13 protein-coding genes and 1 pseudogene are annotated in these 17,495 nt (G+C 44.6%); 6 read left to right on the top strand and 8 right to left on the bottom strand.

The features are described 5' to 3' along the window. From C7475_RS23225 to C7475_RS23200, 6 genes and pseudogenes are all read right to left on the bottom strand, one after another. A pseudogene (locus C7475_RS23225) lies at positions 1–221 on the bottom strand (hypothetical protein); the annotation flags it as partial. Between the two features lie 429 nt (positions 222–650). Next, positions 651–1,283, bottom strand: a complete 633-nt coding sequence (locus tag C7475_RS23220) for a Crp/Fnr family transcriptional regulator (protein WP_110055791.1) — start codon at positions 1,281–1,283, stop codon at positions 651–653. Continuing rightward, positions 1,276–1,524, bottom strand: a complete 249-nt coding sequence (locus tag C7475_RS23215; protein WP_110055790.1) for a hexameric tyrosine-coordinated heme protein — start codon at positions 1,522–1,524, stop codon at positions 1,276–1,278. Before C7475_RS23215 ends, C7475_RS23220 begins: the two co-directional genes overlap by 8 nt. A 187-nt stretch (positions 1,525–1,711) precedes the next feature. Further along, a complete protein-coding gene (locus C7475_RS23210) occupies positions 1,712–4,888 on the bottom strand; it encodes an ATP-binding protein (protein ID WP_110055789.1) in 3,177 nt (1,058 codons plus the stop codon). Positions 4,889–4,905: 17 nt separating this feature from the next. After that, positions 4,906–6,882: a serine protease gene (locus tag C7475_RS23205; RefSeq protein WP_110055788.1), complete on the bottom strand. Its 1,977-nt coding sequence runs from the start codon at positions 6,880–6,882 to the stop codon at positions 4,906–4,908. A gap of 13 nt (positions 6,883–6,895) precedes the next feature. After that, a complete protein-coding gene (locus C7475_RS23200; RefSeq protein ID WP_110055787.1) occupies positions 6,896–8,077 on the bottom strand; it encodes a serine protease in 1,182 nt (393 codons plus the stop codon). Between the two features lie 260 nt (positions 8,078–8,337). On the opposite strand from C7475_RS23200, the gene C7475_RS23195 reads away from it, so the two are divergent. The 4 genes from C7475_RS23195 to C7475_RS23180 all read left to right on the top strand — a co-directional run bounded on the left by C7475_RS23195 (position 8,338) and on the right by C7475_RS23180 (position 15,207). Then, positions 8,338–9,189, top strand: coding sequence for an AraC family transcriptional regulator (locus C7475_RS23195; RefSeq protein ID WP_110055806.1), 852 nt, complete (start codon positions 8,338–8,340; stop codon positions 9,187–9,189). A 159-nt stretch (positions 9,190–9,348) separates the two neighbouring features. Then, a complete protein-coding gene (locus C7475_RS23190) occupies positions 9,349–10,479 on the top strand; it encodes an efflux RND transporter periplasmic adaptor subunit (protein WP_110055786.1) in 1,131 nt (376 codons plus the stop codon). A 119-nt stretch (positions 10,480–10,598) separates the two neighbouring features. Further along, positions 10,599–13,778, top strand: coding sequence for an efflux RND transporter permease subunit (locus tag C7475_RS23185; RefSeq protein ID WP_110055785.1), 3,180 nt, complete (start codon positions 10,599–10,601; stop codon positions 13,776–13,778). Positions 13,779–13,803: 25 nt separating this feature from the next. Then, positions 13,804–15,207 carry a TolC family protein gene (locus tag C7475_RS23180; RefSeq protein ID WP_110055784.1) on the top strand — a complete coding sequence of 468 codons (1,404 nt, stop codon included), beginning with the start codon at positions 13,804–13,806 and terminating at the stop codon, positions 15,205–15,207. Between the two features lie 126 nt (positions 15,208–15,333). Here the strand turns inward: C7475_RS23180 and C7475_RS23175 are convergent, their stop codons facing one another. Next, positions 15,334–15,897 (bottom strand): hypothetical protein, encoded by a 564-nt coding sequence (locus C7475_RS23175; RefSeq protein WP_110055783.1) that lies wholly within the window; start codon positions 15,895–15,897, stop codon positions 15,334–15,336. 203 nt (positions 15,898–16,100) lie between these two features. After that, positions 16,101–16,199 carry a RagB/SusD family nutrient uptake outer membrane protein gene (locus C7475_RS33325; protein WP_233259937.1) on the bottom strand — a complete coding sequence of 33 codons (99 nt, stop codon included), beginning with the start codon at positions 16,197–16,199 and terminating at the stop codon, positions 16,101–16,103. A 305-nt stretch (positions 16,200–16,504) separates the two neighbouring features. Between C7475_RS33325 and C7475_RS23165 the strand changes: the two genes are divergently transcribed. Next, complete coding sequence (locus C7475_RS23165) at positions 16,505–16,972, top strand: hypothetical protein (RefSeq protein ID WP_110055781.1); 468 nt, start codon at positions 16,505–16,507, stop codon at positions 16,970–16,972. A gap of 228 nt (positions 16,973–17,200) precedes the next feature. Continuing rightward, a complete protein-coding gene (locus C7475_RS23160) occupies positions 17,201–17,425 on the top strand; it encodes a hypothetical protein (protein WP_110055780.1) in 225 nt (74 codons plus the stop codon). Positions 17,426–17,495 lie beyond the last annotated feature (70 nt).

Below are 17,495 nucleotides of genomic sequence, written 5' to 3'. Positions count from 1 at the left end.
TAATAAGCCTTTATTTCCGGATCCTCCAGCATGATATGTGCACGCATCGAAGCAATGGTCATCTTATGCCTTGCCTCCAGCTGCTTTTGTGTAGGTTTTTTCTTTGAAGGGCCGCGTTTCTTCGCCATAATGATCTGCCCGTTCCTTTCGTAGATCGTGATCTGTTTGCCGAGGGTGCCCCGCACCAGTTGCATGAGGATATTGTCTTTAACAATGGCCATAAAAAGGTCGTTTTGAGGTTATAATTACAAGGTTACTATATCTTTTTTCTAAGGTACGTAAAAGCTTACTAAAATATCATTAAAAGGTCATCTAAAGGTCACTTCAATATCGATTTGATATATAAATGCCCTTTAAATATCCTTTTGGTACCCTTTTAGTAAGCTTATACGAAGCCTATAAATAGCCCATTCGAACACTGTAGAAGGATAACTATAGTGAGGAGTCTATTATTTTGATGTAGGGAAATTGCCGGATTGTCAAAACCATCCGGTTCAGAACTGCGACGCAAGTACACTTCCATAACCGAAGAAAATGAAGAGTGGTGACTGGATAATGCTGATCAATGTTTCGAAATTGCATTTATCGACGATCATACCCTGCAGCAACTACTGGCACATCCGGCGGTCCTGGCACATGAACCCTAATACCTATAGCAGTTGGATCTTCCGACCGGACTGCAGTACCTTATGATCTCTTTCCAGCTTTTTCATTACCCTTGAGATAGCTTCGCGAGAAGTGGCCAGATCAGTGGCGACGGTTGCGTGAGATATTGCCAGTAATGTATTGCCTGTAATGGAAGCCTTTGTTTGCAGGTATTGCAGTATCCTGTCTTCCAGATTATAGCAAAGGATCTGTTTAGTAGTTTCCAACAGATCGTTATAATGTCTCTCATATTCCTTAACGATCATACCACTGAATACAGGATATTTTAACATCCATTCCCGTGCCTTATGCACTGGGATGAGCAGTACTGAACTTGCTTTTTCCGCCGTTCCGGAGAATGCCATTTTCTTTTCTCCGAAGAAATGGGCAAAGCTGAAAATACAGGTAGCTCCGGGATGTATGTAATAGAGCAGGAACTGATAATCATCTTCCTCACTAAATACCTTCACCATTCCTTCCAGCACAATGGGTAAATGTTTGAGCAGTTGTCCCTGCTTTATTACATATTCATCTGCATCGAAAGCTTTTACCTCTCCGTGTGTGATGATCTCCTGCAAGAGATCCCTCCCCAAACCGGATAAACATTCGCTTACGATCGTGCTTTGAAACTCATCCATTATTTCTCCAGTAATTATTAGCGGCTGCAATCGTGGCAAACTCTATGGCTACTGTCTGACCTGCCGCGATGAGCATGGCCGGATCTTCTGCGTATACAGGCCTGAGTTTCTCACGAATGGCTGCATCGGGTTGAGTGGCTTTAATGATTAACCTGGACATTTTGATGGCCAGCTGTCTGCCCTCTTCCGGTGTTGCAGTGATGAGGGTGTTTCCTGGTATTAATTGAATTGCGTCTGCCATTGTTCCTATTTTCGGTGGTTGAATACTCCAACAAAGGAAATGGTTTCTAAAATAAGAAATGGTAACAAATGTTACAATGGCAAGATTTCATTGGATATATACAACAAAAAAATAGCCGTCCCGAAAGAGACAGCTATTCTTTATTGCGGTAACATTATCTATTTGTGTTACCATAAAATGATGCGTATCACCTATAAACCTGCGGGTAATCCTGGAATACCCGAGACGACGGTTGCAGGTTATTAATAGCTGCATTGACGGCGGTATCCCAGGCAGCATACGCTTCTCTTACCATTGTTAACTTCTTCGCATGCCGTTTAAGGTCACTTGCTCTTTCAAGCAACTGACCTAGCTTCCACACCCGGTCTGTCAACTCTATGAGGTCTTCCAGGCATAATTCAGCATTACAGGCCATTAGAGCCACAAATGATGCAGGGTTTAACTCATCTAAGTTAAATGGTAATATATCCCTGAAAACAGCCGCTAATGCCTCAAAATCCTCCTGACCGGTGAATGCCTCTTCCAAAGCATACCGGCAGGGATCCCTGAACTCAGGATCCGGGCCACGGTATAGGCGGAATAAAGTTGCTTTTGAAACCTTAGAAGGATCAAATGAAAAACAGATATTTTCAGCGCCTGTAATTTCTAATGTCTTTTTATCTACCGTTGTTAGAATTTCTTTTGCGGAATGAAGTTCTCCCAATTCATAGATCTCTTCCATTCGCCTCGGCAGGAAGTAACGAACAGATTCATGCTCCAGGTCAGTTCCCCATGCCAGTTCTGCAGGATCTATGTTCAGATCTTTAATGGCGACATTACATCTTGTTTCCGGCGACAATAAATTTAAAGCGTTATATAAAAGGAACAGGTTTCTGTCGTTCGTAACGATCACCTGCATATGACCGCTTAATCGTGACGACAGGAACTCTTTAATGCTTGTTTTATCAGCCACGGAGTCGATCCCTGAAAAATGACAACGTAATAGCCCCATACAGAACTGGCTGAAATATCCGGCATTCCCGGTTTGGAGTTCCTCGCTGACATTAAAGTACTTATAGTTTGAAAGAATATAAGACAATTCTGTAAGCATACGTCTGGTATACCACGTATCGCTGACGATCATGCCGGGGAATACGTAACTACAGAGGCGTTGCATTTGCGTTTTTTCCTCAATAGAGAGGGGATTTATATAGGCTATTGATTGCCACTCCACGTTCGCATAAAGTGCATCCATTTCCCATTGGTAAAAGCCGTTGGCCACCGGATTGACGGGCGTATCAGCCCTGTACTTTTCGAGCAGTGAAAATGCTTGTCTGAATAATCTCCCCTCGATCAGGTCCTGGCCTTTTCTGTAGTAGGCATCTGACCACATGTCTTTGGGTAGCCACTCAAAATCATCTATATCGACGATCCCATTCAGCAAATACCTGAACAATACGCGACCCGAGCGACCGAAATCATTTACGTACAACTCCAGTTCCTTTGCGGCTATTGCAAGTCTGTCTTTTCTGATAGATGGCGTATAGGGTTTATCGCCAGCCCTCATTAACTCGTGATAAAGCAGTTCAACGTAATTATTTGTCTGCTCAAAATATGCAATGGCCTGTTGATTGATCCGTATGGCCTGTTCGGGCTCCTGGCTCCATATCGCTTTTAGCATGGATCGCCTGATATCCCTTCTATGCCACCAGTTTTGATGTTCATCTTTTTGTAACAGCCACTCACAGTTAACAAGTTCCTTCCAGCCTTCCTCAATAGTCGCCGTAGATACACCACCTAATCCCAATGCCGGGATAAGTATGTTTTCGAGTATTTCTTCATTAACATAGCGGAGAATCAAACCCGGATAGGCTATTTTCCTTGCGATCTCGTTACTGATACGCAACAGTACTCTTTTATAGATAACGCCGGCAAAGAACTCCTTTGCGCCCTTTCCCCCTGCTTTGACCAACTCATCCTCGAGCTCTTTAACAGAAAGTTCAGGATTCGCCTTCATGACGCGTGCCGCCAGTCTCAGTTCAAGCGGTCTTCTGGGAATCTCGGGCGATGCCGCCAGTTGCCCGGCTTTATCCAAAGGAACACCAAGGTCGCAGAGCATAAGCGTTGCAGCCTCAGGATCAAGTTCCTCTACTTTAACATCTCTTAATTTCTTTATGTTCTCCAGATTGTTAATATTATCTGCGGAGAGCCGGCCGGAGAAGATCACTTTAAACTCAAGATCAAATTGTGCTGCGTAATGTTGCCAATCATACAACCAGGAACGAATATGTTCAAACAATCCCCGCTGCATGACTTCTTCAAAGGTATCGAGCACCAGCAACAACCTTCTTATTTTCGAATGTCTCTGTAATGCATATATCGCGGCCTCCTTTATATCTTCCACGTATCCCCTCAGGATTGTCTTATAGTGAGAGCTATATGATTCATAATATTTAGACCCGGTCTGAAGATCATCTTTTATACGATCTCTGCTTTCCTTAAGAATATTATCTCTGTCGCCGGTCTGGTAGCTGATCTGCCTGGACACCTCCATGTCGAGCCATTTTCCATCAGAAGGATGTATACCGGGTTTATCGAAATCAAGTATTGCAATAGCGATATCGTGATGTTCTATAGCTGTACTCAGAAATTTTGCCAGCAGTGTTGACTTACCGGATCCACCGGCTCCTCTGAGTACCAGAAAATTGCTCTTATCATCCCGGTTTGCTATATCCCACACAAAGTCAGCCAGGTTTGCGAGTTCACGCTCTCTTCCATAGAACCCTTTTGACAGTAAGACATTGTAATCTGACAGAAAGCGGAATCGCTCAATCAGGTTTTTAACTCTCGCCAGGTCCGGATTACCAAGATGCAGGTCTTTCGTTACCTCCAGGGCGAAAGACAGATCTTTTAGCTGCGCTTCATTCATATTCCTGGTGATGAGCTGATCGCCACGGAGCAGAGATCTGAGCATATTGCCGTTATTGTCCGTTTCCGGCAATGCATCACTCAGATGTTTAGCAAGCGAACCTTCGCCGATCATTCTTTTTAGCTCAATGCTCCGGTATGGCTGCTGAAGGAGCCACTTCATAACATTACCGGAAGTATCAACAATACATTTGTCAGACAATTCCATTAGAATGTCCTGCCGTCTTTCTTCCGGAACATCAGCAGAAAACAGATCATCCGGCGAAAAGTTTCCCGAAAGCGCCGCCATAGATGTAGCCGCCGATAGCTGCGCAGTGAACGCTTCATCAACTATTGTATCAGCCGGGTTACCGGCAGATACTCCCTCGGATGTCGACAGTGCACTTCCCTCCTGTTTATTCAGGAGAGCTTTCATCTTAGACGCAAATTCCTTTGATTCTTCGGATCTCTGAAGCATAATATCTGAATATGGGATTATCTAATATAATAGGTTGCGAAGGTCATGAGCTTACGTGCCACCTGGCTCATATAATCTTTTGCAGATGGATTTACCTCATAACATGTATCTGCAATTGTTCTGGCATCTTCCGCCCCTTTAAGGTTATACTTTGAGAAGAAACGATGCAGGTACACTTCAATATCATCTACTCTGATAGAACAATTGTAGAGTTCCTCCCTGTTCCTGACCAGGTAGGGAGTAACGGCCTGCATGCCGTCCAGCACAATGCGTAGCCATGATAGCTGATTAAGCTGTTCATACAGGAAATTGAGGAACGTTGCAGTATGTAAACCGAGAAGGTCTGTTTTATTAAGATCTTTAATGCAGATCCATACAAGCTTGTTATCTCTGACCGCATCAAGTGAACGGATCACGGCCCCGAGTACTTCGTCTCTTAACCATACGATCGCTGTTGAGTTAACCTCATCGACCGGCGGCGGCGTTACCGGATTGCTGCCAGCCTTTGTACAGATCAGGTTAGCAAGACCTACAGCATCCAGATTCAATAATACGGTGCCTTCCAGCTCAATAATCAGGTGGCGGTCTTTGGGCAACATAAAAGAGATCAGGTCTATACAATAACTTTTACCATGGCCATCGGCGCCCCTGATATTAAACAGTCTCTTTTCGTTATCATTGATCGATTTCCAGATCATGTACTGCAGATCATCCCGTGCAATGACCGGCGCAAACCCGTGGGATTCATCCAGCTGCCATAACGTAAAATCTGAAGGTTCAGGTTGTGGTAGCTGAATATTCCTGCGTCTGACATCTTCTTTGATACGTTCAATAGGAATCCCTGTATTAACGACTATAGTATCATCATTAGTCATTTTCCATTTCCCCTGATGAATGCCGAATAGCCGGAATTCCTCATTAAAACAAGGGCCTCCTGATGAACCGGGCAGCGAATTAGAAAAATGGAGGAACCTGCACTCCGGTACTACCCCATCAATACGCTCATCGGATATTACATTGGCATCAAAACGCATTGGGAAACCGGCAGGATGTTGAAAAAGGATAATACTTTTCTGCGGCTCTGGCACCTTAACAGTGCTATCCAGGCTTTCAAACGGCCTGTCGAGCGTTACTACCTTTTCCAACCTTATCAGTATATAATCGAGGTGCTCTCTAAGTGTAGAGGGTTCTAAGGGAGCATTATCTACTAACTCAGACACATGACAGCTATTATGTGCAACATTCCAGTCCTTATGCGCTTTATACGTTACGCCTCCCCTGTTACGTATTCCGGCTCCCAGATATATACGCACATCATCGAATACTACTGTAAGCCTGTCGTGGCTGTCTTTTTGCGGGACACCGCTTTGGAGATCAAAAAGTTTCTTAACGACGTGCCATGCTGTAATAACAATATTATGTCCGACCAACAGACATGTACCTTCGGCCTGCTCATCGATGCAAACTTTGCCGGTAGACTTCATGTTTCGTATGATACCTTTGGCAAAAATATCCGGTTCACTAAATCCCTTACGTAAATTAGTCATCGCTTCAAATAAAATCCGTGGCCTGTCAACGGCTACCGGTTCTTTTGCTACCGTCTCGTTTGCTATCTGTTCGTTTGCTGCTGGCCGGGGCGTTACTGCCGCCCCGTTGGCTAATGATCCGTTGGTTGCTGACCCGTTGGTTGCAGGTTTAATTGTTGCCGGTTGGGAAGCTGCTGCCTGTTTACTATTTTCATTAATGTGGTACATCGTCAACGACCCATTTTCTTTCCCCTTTGCGATCAGCATATTCGCAAATCCACGCAGGAACCCTTTGGCGGCAGCGTACATTAACGCCTTCTCAAAGTCCTGCCGATCATTCCCTGTACGTCCGATAACATTAAAGTCTTTCTTCACCGGGACATCTTCGAAGATCTGGATATCCATGAAAAGTTCGGCAAATTCGGAACGTGTGGCCTTGATGGCGTTCAAAATCTCATCTATATTCATGGTCGAGTTTATTTTAACCTAACACAGCCTGTGACGCTTCCAGGCAATCTGCTAATGTTCTCCCTGTGCGGGCGTCTTTGGCAGAAAGAGTCTCTGCCAGTATGTGCGCGTAGTTTTGTCTGGTCGTACCGGATGAACCACCATAATGTAATCCGGCGGCCAATAATCCATCATTTTTGTGTACAACAACAGACCCGGAATTACCGAACAAGGTTGTTGCATCGTGTGCCATTGTCCATTTCTCGCTTACTCCCTTTGCGGGAATAATGAACCCCGGGGCAATACGCTTACAACCGAAAGTTGTCTTGAACAATTTGTCCAACAGCGTAAAGTCATACAATCCTACGGGGGGCTTTCCGGGGTAGCCGATAATAAATACCTGATCCTGCAGGTGCACCCATTGGGCCGATGTATTCACTTTCAAATAATCTCCGGGATAATCGTTGGCGGCAGTGGGTTCTAACTCAATTACCACCAGGTCAAGGAGCCTGTGATCTATGAAATTTCCGATCTCTTTATCGGTAGCAAAAATTACCGACTTGAATTCGCGGGGAGTAATAGACTCCGTCGCCCTGTACTCATGGCCGAAGTCGATATTTACACCGTCTCTGAATTTCCAGGTCCCGTTCCCCTGTTTATCAGCAATTAGCTGTAAGACGTGCCTGTTGGTAATAATTTTATCGGGCGCGATCTGAAAGCCGGTTCCAAGATATCCGGAATCCTCGTAGGTCGCATTGATCCGTCCCACGCACCTGATAGCACGTTCAACCACCGGACTTGCTGCCTGCCAGTAACCAGCATGCCAGGGGCCTGCGGGACTGCTTAACAGATCAGGCTTCCCATCTTTCACCATGAATGAAGGCATAGTACCGTCAAGTTTTACGATCACCTCCAGGCTTTCCAGCATCTGCGAACTTTCTACAAAATTCTTTCCTGCATCCTTTCTTACTAACTCAAGTGCGCTTTTTGCATTGCCGGCAATCTGGCCTGCTATTTCATACAGCTTGTCATCATTATCAAGATAATCTTTGATGATCCGGTCCAATTCCTCATGTATTCCATCAATATGATTGCTGATATTACTGTTAGATAAATCTGAATGGCTTTCCAGGCTGTCTATAGATTCGAGTGACGATCCCGAATGTGCAGCAGTTCTGACAGAACGGAGGATGTTTTTGAGGTTAATATTACTCATAACAGATAGGAGTTAGATGTGTAAAACCGATGAGGGTCTGCCAGTTATTAGCAGCTATTGCAAATTACTATCTTTCAAAAGTGTGGGAAATACCAAGTAGTTTGTATTTTAAGAGATCAACTGATTATACCGGCATCCATGAACTTATGATCGTTAGCGAGGATAAACAGTTAGAACCGGAGACAAAGACAGTTCAAATCATAGAAGGCCACGGCGCTCACACCTGTATAAATCTACCCTCTTTTTTGTATATTTGTACCATGATTAAGCAGCAATTGTACCAGCCATACTCCATTTCAGTGGAGACAATGAGTCAATATCCTTTAAGGGATCTGAAACAGAACACCTTTTTTGAGATCATCTATATCCTCTCAGGTTCGGGCAAACAGCGTATCAATGAAAATAAATTCAGCTATAGCGCCGGAGATGTTTTTCTACTGACACCTGGCGACAAAAGTTGTTTCGACATAGAGACAGAAACAAAGTTCTTCTTCCTTCGCTTTAATAACATTTACCTGAAGGAATCCGGCCTGATGAAGGACAACATACAACGGGTAGAATTCATATTACAAAATGCCAATCACCGTCCCGGATGCATCGTTAAAAACGAAACGGACAAGCCGCTGCTACGTGCGGTTATCGAGGGACTTATGCAGGAACATATTAACCGGGATACCTGCTGGGAGAAGCTATGCATGCAACTGGTCAATACCCTTATTGTTATTGTGGGCCGGAATATAGAAAAATATCTCCCGGAAGAACTTACTGAAGATCAGGAAGAGAAGGCTTACGATCTGCTGCAATACATCCAGGCCAATATATACGATCCATCCAAAATAAAGGCAGAAAATCTCAGCCGTGAATTCCGCATCTCAACGACCTATCTGGGCCGTTATTTCAAGAAACATACGGGTAAAACTCTGCAGGAATATGTTGCCAGCTATAAAATTAAACTGGTAGAGAACAGATTGCTGCATAGCAATATGCGTATATCTGAAATTGTGGATGAGCTGGGATTTTCCGATGAAAGCCACCTCAATAAATTCTTTAAAAAGCAACATGGTATGAACCCTTCTGAATACCGCCGTACGGCAGAAACCATGACAGTTTAATCCATACTCACCTTGACTACAGTGTATATTTTTACATAATTTAGGTAAAATAGTACAGATATTAAGCGTCGTTATTAGTCGAATTTTGTACTTGTAACAGAAGAAGCCACGGTGACCTGTATAGAATGGCCGGCCTGGTTCCTTTTAAAAATTCGAATTATGACTTCAAAATTGTATTTGTACTTAGCCATAATAACTGTGTGGCTGTCTGCCTGTACTTCCAAACACCCGGAAAATACTACAGGCGCCGCTGTCCCCGTATCCATCATTACCGTCAGCGCGAATGATGCTAACATCTACAAAGAATATCCGGCGACAGTAGAGGGAGAAACAGATGTGCAGATCAGGACGCAGGTGAATGGCATCCTGGAGAAAATATATGTAGATGAAGGCGCTTATGTAACAAAAGGGCAGTTGTTATTCAAGGTCAACGACCAGGAATATAAAGAGCAACTGAACAATGCAAGTGCCGAATTGCTGGCAGCCCAAGCGGCCGTATCTAATGCACAACTTGAGGTGGACAAAGTAAGACCTTTGGTGGAAAGCAAGGTAGTAGCACCCATGCAACTGCAAACAGCACGATCTAATTATGATATGGCAGTAGCACGCGAAAAACAGGCGGCAGCACGCGTAGCAGACGCCAATATTAAACTGGCTTATACCAATATCAAAGCGCCCGTAAATGGCTATATCGGAAGGCTTAATAAAAAAGCAGGGACATTGGTAGCACCTGCGGATGCAGATGCATTGACCGGCCTATCGGCCATTGATATGGTACATGTATACTTCTCCATCGGAGAACAGGAATTTGTAGCCTTGAAAAATGCATTGCCAGGCGCAACCCTCACCGAAAAACTCAGGCAAGCGCCACCCGTGTCCCTACAGGTAGCAGGTGATTCCGTTTATCCTCAACAAGGCAAGATAGACATGGTAAATGGCTCATTTGAAAAGAACAGCGGCGCCATTACCTTACGGGCAAGTTTTCCCAATACACAGGGATTATTACGTTCAGGCAACACAGGAAAGATAAAACTTTCATTTGTACAGGAAAGTGTAATTGCTGTACCTCAGACCGCAACGCTGGAAATCCAGGATAAGATATTCGTATATACAGTGAACGATAGCAGTAAAGCTTACAAGAAGTCTATCACCATATCAGGAAAATCCGGCAATAATTATCTCATCCGTGAAGGTCTGCATAGCGGAGAAAAAATAGTGACCACCGGCATGGAACTATTACAGGATGGTACGCTGGTTCAACCCGGCAAATCCGTAGCCCAGAAACAATAGCAAATACCTTTTAACGGCCTGTCAATAACAGGCAGTGGCTGTAAACATATACGTGTGCAGCGCAAGGGCTTTCCATGCCCTTACCGTAGCACAAAGACTTTCATTTTAACAGAATAAAAATGCTTAAGAAATTCATAGAACAGCCGGTATTAGCCACCGTAGTATCCATACTACTGGTAATACTGGGTATCGTGGGCATGACAAGCCTGCCGATAGAAAGGTTCCCAAATATCGCCCCGCCTACGGTGCAGGTGAGGGCGTTTTACCCCGGCGCTAATGCAGAAACCATTTTACGCGCGGTAGCACCACCTTTGGAGGAAGCCATTAACGGTGTAGAAGACATGAGTTACATGAACTCTTCTTCCAACAACGACGGATCTCTGGTAATCACGGTCTACTTTAAGCTGGGTACAAACCCCGACCAGGCGGCAGTCAATGTACAAAACCGCGTTGCTTCTGCTACAGGTTCCTTACCACCCGAAGTAGTGCAGGCGGGTATTGTGACCAAGAAAACACAGAATGGGCTGATCATGGGCATTAACCTGTTCAGTGATGATGCGAAAACTTATGATCGCACTTTCCTCGCCAACTATGCTTCCATCAATATTATGCCGGAGATACAGCGTATAGCTGGCGTAGGCGAAGTAAGGATGTTCGGCAGTAATCGTGATTACTCTATGCGCGTATGGCTGAACCCATCACAGATGGCTGCCTATCATCTCACTCCAGCCGAAGTAATGGCTGCCATACAGGACAAAAACCTTGAAGCTGCGCCCGGCCGTTTTGGCGAAAGCAGTAATGAGGCTTTCGAATATGTGATCAAGTACCAGGGTAAATATAACAGGCCTGCTGATTACGAAGAGATCGTGATCAGGACTAATCCCGACGGGACCTTATTACGTCTAAGAGATGTAGCTAAAGTGGAACTTGGCGCATACACCTATGGCAGTTTCAATACCCTGAATGGTATTGGTGCTGATGTAAAAGATGCACCGGCCGTATCTATTGAGGTGCTTCAATTGCCTAATTCCAATGCGCGGGATATACAAGTCAAAATAGAAGAGTTTATGCTGAAAGCCGCCAAAGATTTTCCGAAAGGCGTACGGCAGCAAACATTGTATTATACCAAAGACATGTTGGACCAGTCTATCAGCCAGGTTACCCATACGTTGATCGAGGCTTTTATACTTGTGTTCCTTGTTGTGTTCCTTTTCCTGCAGGACTTCCGTTCTACGCTTATTCCGGCTATTGCCGTGCCGGTGGCTATTATCGGTACTTTCTTTTTCATGTCGGTATTTGGCTTCTCCATTAACCTGCTCACTTTGTTTGCGTTGGTATTGGCTATCGGTATTGTAGTGGACGATGCTATTGTTGTGGTAGAAGCGGTACATGCCAAGCTGGAACACGGGAACGCGACTGCAAGAAAGGCTACACTCAGTGCCATGCACGAGATAACCGCTCCTATCATATCCATCACACTTGTGATGGCGGCTGTGTTTTTACCTGTAGGTTTCATGCAAGGTTCTGCCGGTGTCTTCTACCGTCAGTTTGCCTTTACCCTGGCCATTGCCATTTTCATCTCTGCTATTAATGCCCTGACGTTAAGTCCTGCGCTTACTGCGCTATTCCTGAAAGGAGTGCATGGGCATGAGGGAGAAACGCCTGCTACCTTTAAACAGCGCTTCTTTGCAGGTTTTAACAGCAGCTTTCACAATATGACCGATCGCTATACAGGCAGCATCAAATGGCTCATTACGCATAAGTGGGTAAGCCTGAGCGGGCTGGCATTAGTGATTATCGCGACTGTAATGATGGTACGCAAAACGTCTACCGGTTTCATTCCTTCGGAAGATATCGGTTTTATTGCTGTAGCCATCAATCTGCCGCCCGGTGCTTCGCAGCAACGTACGGAAGAAGTACTGAAAGAAATGTCTGAAGCTATACGTCCGCTGCCTACGACCCGCATCTTCAATGTGGTGTCCGGCGTCAACATGTTCACTGGGGCGACAAGTCCTTCGGCGGCGGTAGCCTTCTATATTCCTCACAGAGACCCGAAACAGGGAGAAGTAAAAGGTGTAACAGCCGTGATGGACGATATGCGGGCAAAGCTGCAATCAGTAAAGGGTGCAAATTTCATTGTATTCACGCTGCCAACAGTACCAGGTTTCGGTAATGTGGACGGACTTGACCTCGTGCTACAGGATAAAACCGGCGGGGCGCTGGACAAGTTCAGCAGTGTGGCAGGTAAGTTCCTGGAAGAGCTGAACAAGCGGCCTGAAATCGCTATGGCGTTCACTCCTTTCAGATCGGATTATCCGCAATTGCAAATGAATGTGGAGAAGGAGAAGGCGGCACAACTGAATGTAAGTGTAAGGGACATCCTGCAAACGATGCAGGCTTATTTTGGCAGTGCGCAGGTATCCGACTTTAACCGCTTCGGAAAATATTACCGCGTGATGGTGCAGGCCGATAAGGCTTCCCGTACAGACCCTGCTTCCCTGAATGGTGTATACGTTAAGAACGCCCATAACGAGATGGTACCTATTAACACGTTGGTTTCACTGAAACGTGTGTTTGGCCCAGAAACAATTACCAGGTATAACCTGTTCAATTCAATTTCTGTTACTGCCATGCCGAAGCCAGGATTTAGTACCGGAGATGCAATCAAGGCAGTGCAGGAAGTAGCGCAAAAGCATCTCCCATCGGGCTTCTCGTATGAGTTCTCCGGCGTTACCAAAGAAGAGATCTCTTCCAGCGGACAGGCGCTTACCATATTTGTGCTTTCCCTGTTGTTTGTCTATTTCCTGCTGGCGGCACAGTTCAACAGTTATATCATGCCTGTTGCTGTATTACTATCTGTTCCTACGGGCATACTGGGCGTATTCATTGCCATCGGCTTTGCGGGTATCGATAATAATATCTACGTGCAGGTGGCGCTGATCATGCTGATCGGTTTATTAGCAAAGAATGCGATCCTGATCATTGAGTTTGCCGTGCAGCGCAGACATGCAGGACAGACGTTGATATCGTCTGCTATTGAAGCAGCCAGACTGAGGATAAGGCCTATTATTATGACCTCCATTGCTTTTATCGTTGGTATGATACCGATGATGCGTGCTACCGGACCTTCTGCTATGGGTAATCATTCCATTAGCATCGGGGCAGCCGGTGGTATGCTGACAGGGGTAGTACTTGGCCTGTTTATTATTCCGGTACTGTATGTTGTGTTTCAATACCTGCATGAGAAGATATCACCTTTAAGGACTGATGCTGAAGAACTGCACCCCGTGGTAGAATAACCAGTAATCATCAATCATTTTACAAATGACAAAAAGATCGTTTTATATCATCATTTTTATCACCTCCGTACTGTTGAGCAAGCAAGCCCTTGCTCAGCAGCCAGACGGTGTGCCTTTACTTCCAACGGCCTTTCGTGATGCACCTGGCCATGATACCATCAGCATTGCCACCATCCCCTGGAAGCAATTCTTTGCAAATGACGAATTAGCTGTTTTAATAGATACTGCGCTGGCAAATAACAATGATCTCCAAATCGCTATCAGTAATATAGAAATTGCCAATAAATCTTACAGGGCAGCAAAGCTTGGACTGCTGCCGGACATAACGCTGAATGCCGGCGCCAGCATACTTAATCCTTCAGATAATAGTATCAACGGATTGTCGGCCGAGCTGCTCTTACAATCGCATCATATAGAGGATTACAGCCTCGGTATGGGCATATCCTGGGAAGCGGACATATGGGGTAAAGTAAAGAATCAGAAAAAAGAGGCGCTGGCCCGTTACCTGCAAACACAAGAAGCCCGCAAGGCAGTGCAGACGACACTGATTGCCGCCATCGCTAATGGCTATTACAATTTACTGATGCTTGACCGCCAATTGCAGATCGCGAAGCGCAACTTTGATCTTAGTGATAGTACGTTACAAATTCTGAGAGCGCAGTATAATGCGGCGCAGGTTACGTCACTCGCCGTGCAACAGGTAGAAGCACAACAGCTTACTGCTGCACAGCTCATCCCGGCTATCGAACAGGAAATAACAATACAGGAGAATGCACTGAGCGTTTTGTCTGGTGTTAATCCGGCTGGCTTCACAAGGAATAAGTCGCTCGACGACCTGCAATTAACCAGCTTCGCCAGCGGGATACCTTCCGCATTACTGGACAGGAGACCAGATGTAAAATCGGCCGAACTTGAGTTGCTGGCAGCTACAGCAAAAGCGGGTTATACAAAGGCCTATATGTATCCTTCTCTTACTATTTCTGCGCAGGGGGGCCTGAATGCATTCAGAGCCAGTGACTGGTTCAACCTTCCCGCTTCCTTATTTGGCATAGTAGCAGGCGGTATCACACAACCGTTGTTTCAGAAGAAAAAGTTACGTACGCAGTACGAGGTGGCTAAAATACAAAGAAAGCAAGCTGTTATACGTTTCCGTCAGTCTGTATTAAAAGCAGTGGAAGAGGTATCAGATGCCCTGGTGAAAGTACAAAAGCTGCAGGAACAGCAAAGCGTAGCAGCAAGCAAGGTCAGTACAATGCAACAGGCCACCGTTAATGCCGGCCAGCTGTTCGTGAATGGAAGGGCCACTTACCTGGAAGTTCTCACTGCACAAAGCAATGTATTATCCAGTGAACTGCAACTGGCATCACTTAAACAATCGCAATTGTCTGCCGTGGTAGAATTATATAGAAGTCTTGGTGGGGGTTGGTAACCCATCCGTATAATTTGTAGTTTATGTTTTATTGTTAAAAGGGGAAAGGAGCCTTTGATTGTGTGTGCTCCTCTTAGCTGAAGGGACAAGTTATATAGCTTGTCCCCTTTTTTGGGGCTCAATAGACTAATTCATAAAAGAAATTTTCCCACTTAAGTCTCTATGTATGTTATGACATTCCTTCATCAGCGTGGTGAAGTCAAAGTTCTTATCAAATTCATCCTGTCCTGCCCACAAAAAAGTATTCGCAGCTTCATCTTTAAATTGCATAAACAGATCGCTTCTGAAAAGAGCCATCATCCCCTCTTCATTTCTCTGAATAGCAAAATCTTCGATGAGCCCAATTAAAATATACAAGTCATCTAAAAGTGGATGAAGATGATTAAACCCTTCCCGAACGAGCAAGTCGAGATCAAGAAGATTATCGGGTATCGCCTTCCAGCCGGGATGGTTGATCCATTTCTTCAAATTTTCATTATCAAAGAAATAGGTGTCCGCCATTAATAGATTCCGGAGTTCAGTGACATCGCTGATGAACATCATGCGATCCACCTCGTCGACCAACCATTTGTCATTATCATTATCAGTCCGGTCGCTTCCCCATACGGTAAAATAATGTTGCTCTTTATAAACAACTTCAATCAGCCATTTACGGAATTCTTCCGAAATGATGTTCTTTGCCTCCTCCATATTTTAATGTCTATCTTTAAAAAAATCATACCTCTGTCAGCAGCGACGGATGGCTAACCATTCCTACTTTGCATTCAAAGATAATGACTTTGAAAAATTAGACAAAGATGATCAATTTCGATAAGAAAGGGGCTGACACTAAATAGTATCAGCCCCTTTCCATATAGTTATTTAATGAGCATATATCATTAAACGATCAATTATTAGTAACCGTCATTCTGATCCATCTTAGTGTTCAGTTCTTTCTCAGGTTGTGGCACCGGGAACAGGAGATTATGCTTATTGGCTCGTTGTAGTAGCATCCTGTAAGCCGGCTCTTTTTCTCACCTGATTCAAAGGAGTGAGCGCTTCTCCGGATTTACCCTGTTCATTCAACAAGCCTACCTCGGGTCAATGGGCATCCGGTTCAATGCAGGAGACAACTTCAATGGGTTTGCATGTATAATGGAAGTCGATTATTACATAGCACAGCTTTAAGACTGACATTTAAATAGAATTTAAGTACGTATATTTGACCCGCCAAACGCCATATTATACTCTTACAATATCCCTACATGTTAAGCCTTCCGAGTTATAAATATCCCATCCCTTACCTAAAAACAAAATCATGAGAAAGATCGTATTACACACTTTTGTTGCAGTTCTTCTTGCTTCATCAGTAATAGCGTTTTGTCTTTTGTCCAGTACGGGGGGCGCAGCTATATTTGTCCTCTTGTTGCTTCTGCTCTGTGCTCCGTTTCCGACGTTTCTGACAGTTTTAATTTACAATTTTTTAAAGCGAAAAATACTTCCAAACAACAGGGTCTTCACGGTCATATTGAGTACGTTGTTGTTGCTTGCGATCTATCATATTTGCGTAGTACTGTTTATAATCATCTTCGACAGTGGAGTCCGGTCTACCACCATCGATACGATGACCGATGAGTATACTAACGAGTACTTAGTCATTAATATCATAGCGACCCTATTAATCATCTGCATTCCAATAGCGGAGATTGTAATTGAAAAGGTGAAGCGGGATATGAAGGAGGAATTGGAGAAGCTGGAAAAGAAAAATAATACGAACCGGATTTAAAGTAATGGATGAAAAAATGCAGGTAACAGCATACTGATCACAGCAACTGATCTGCCAGGTAATGTTACCAATGCAGAGAAAGTGATCCAGTAATCATTTAAATCTAAAACGCAGCGCCCCGGCCCTTATTCCGGGGCGCTGCTTATGTACCGGATGCTGGGGGAGGCGCACAAACATGCCGACTACAAAATCGGGCATATTATTATAAATTTGCCCTAAACAGACGAAATGGAAGATTTTATAATTGTAGTGAACCGCATTGAAGAGTTGCAGTCAGTTGAGAACCGGCAGGAATTGGAACTGATATTTGATAAAGCGAAAAGAACTATCGTTGGCGGTCAGAACGTAATACTCGTCCGAGATAATGGTAAAGGCAAACAGGAAAAGTTTGAGACGTTCTCCAATGAACAGGATTTTGAAGAATACAGGAAGCGGATCTTCAGGTTTTTATAGGGAGGCTTACTTAAGTCGATTCATTGCTGCTGGCCGTTTCCGGAACTAATTATATACTGCGCCGCCTGCA

The sequence above is a fragment of the Chitinophaga sp. S165 genome (genome assembly GCF_003182155.1).
Lineage (GTDB): Bacteria > Bacteroidota > Bacteroidia > Chitinophagales > Chitinophagaceae > Chitinophaga.
Note: the sequence above shows the minus strand (reverse complement) of the source record. Positions and strands in the feature narration are given on the sequence as shown.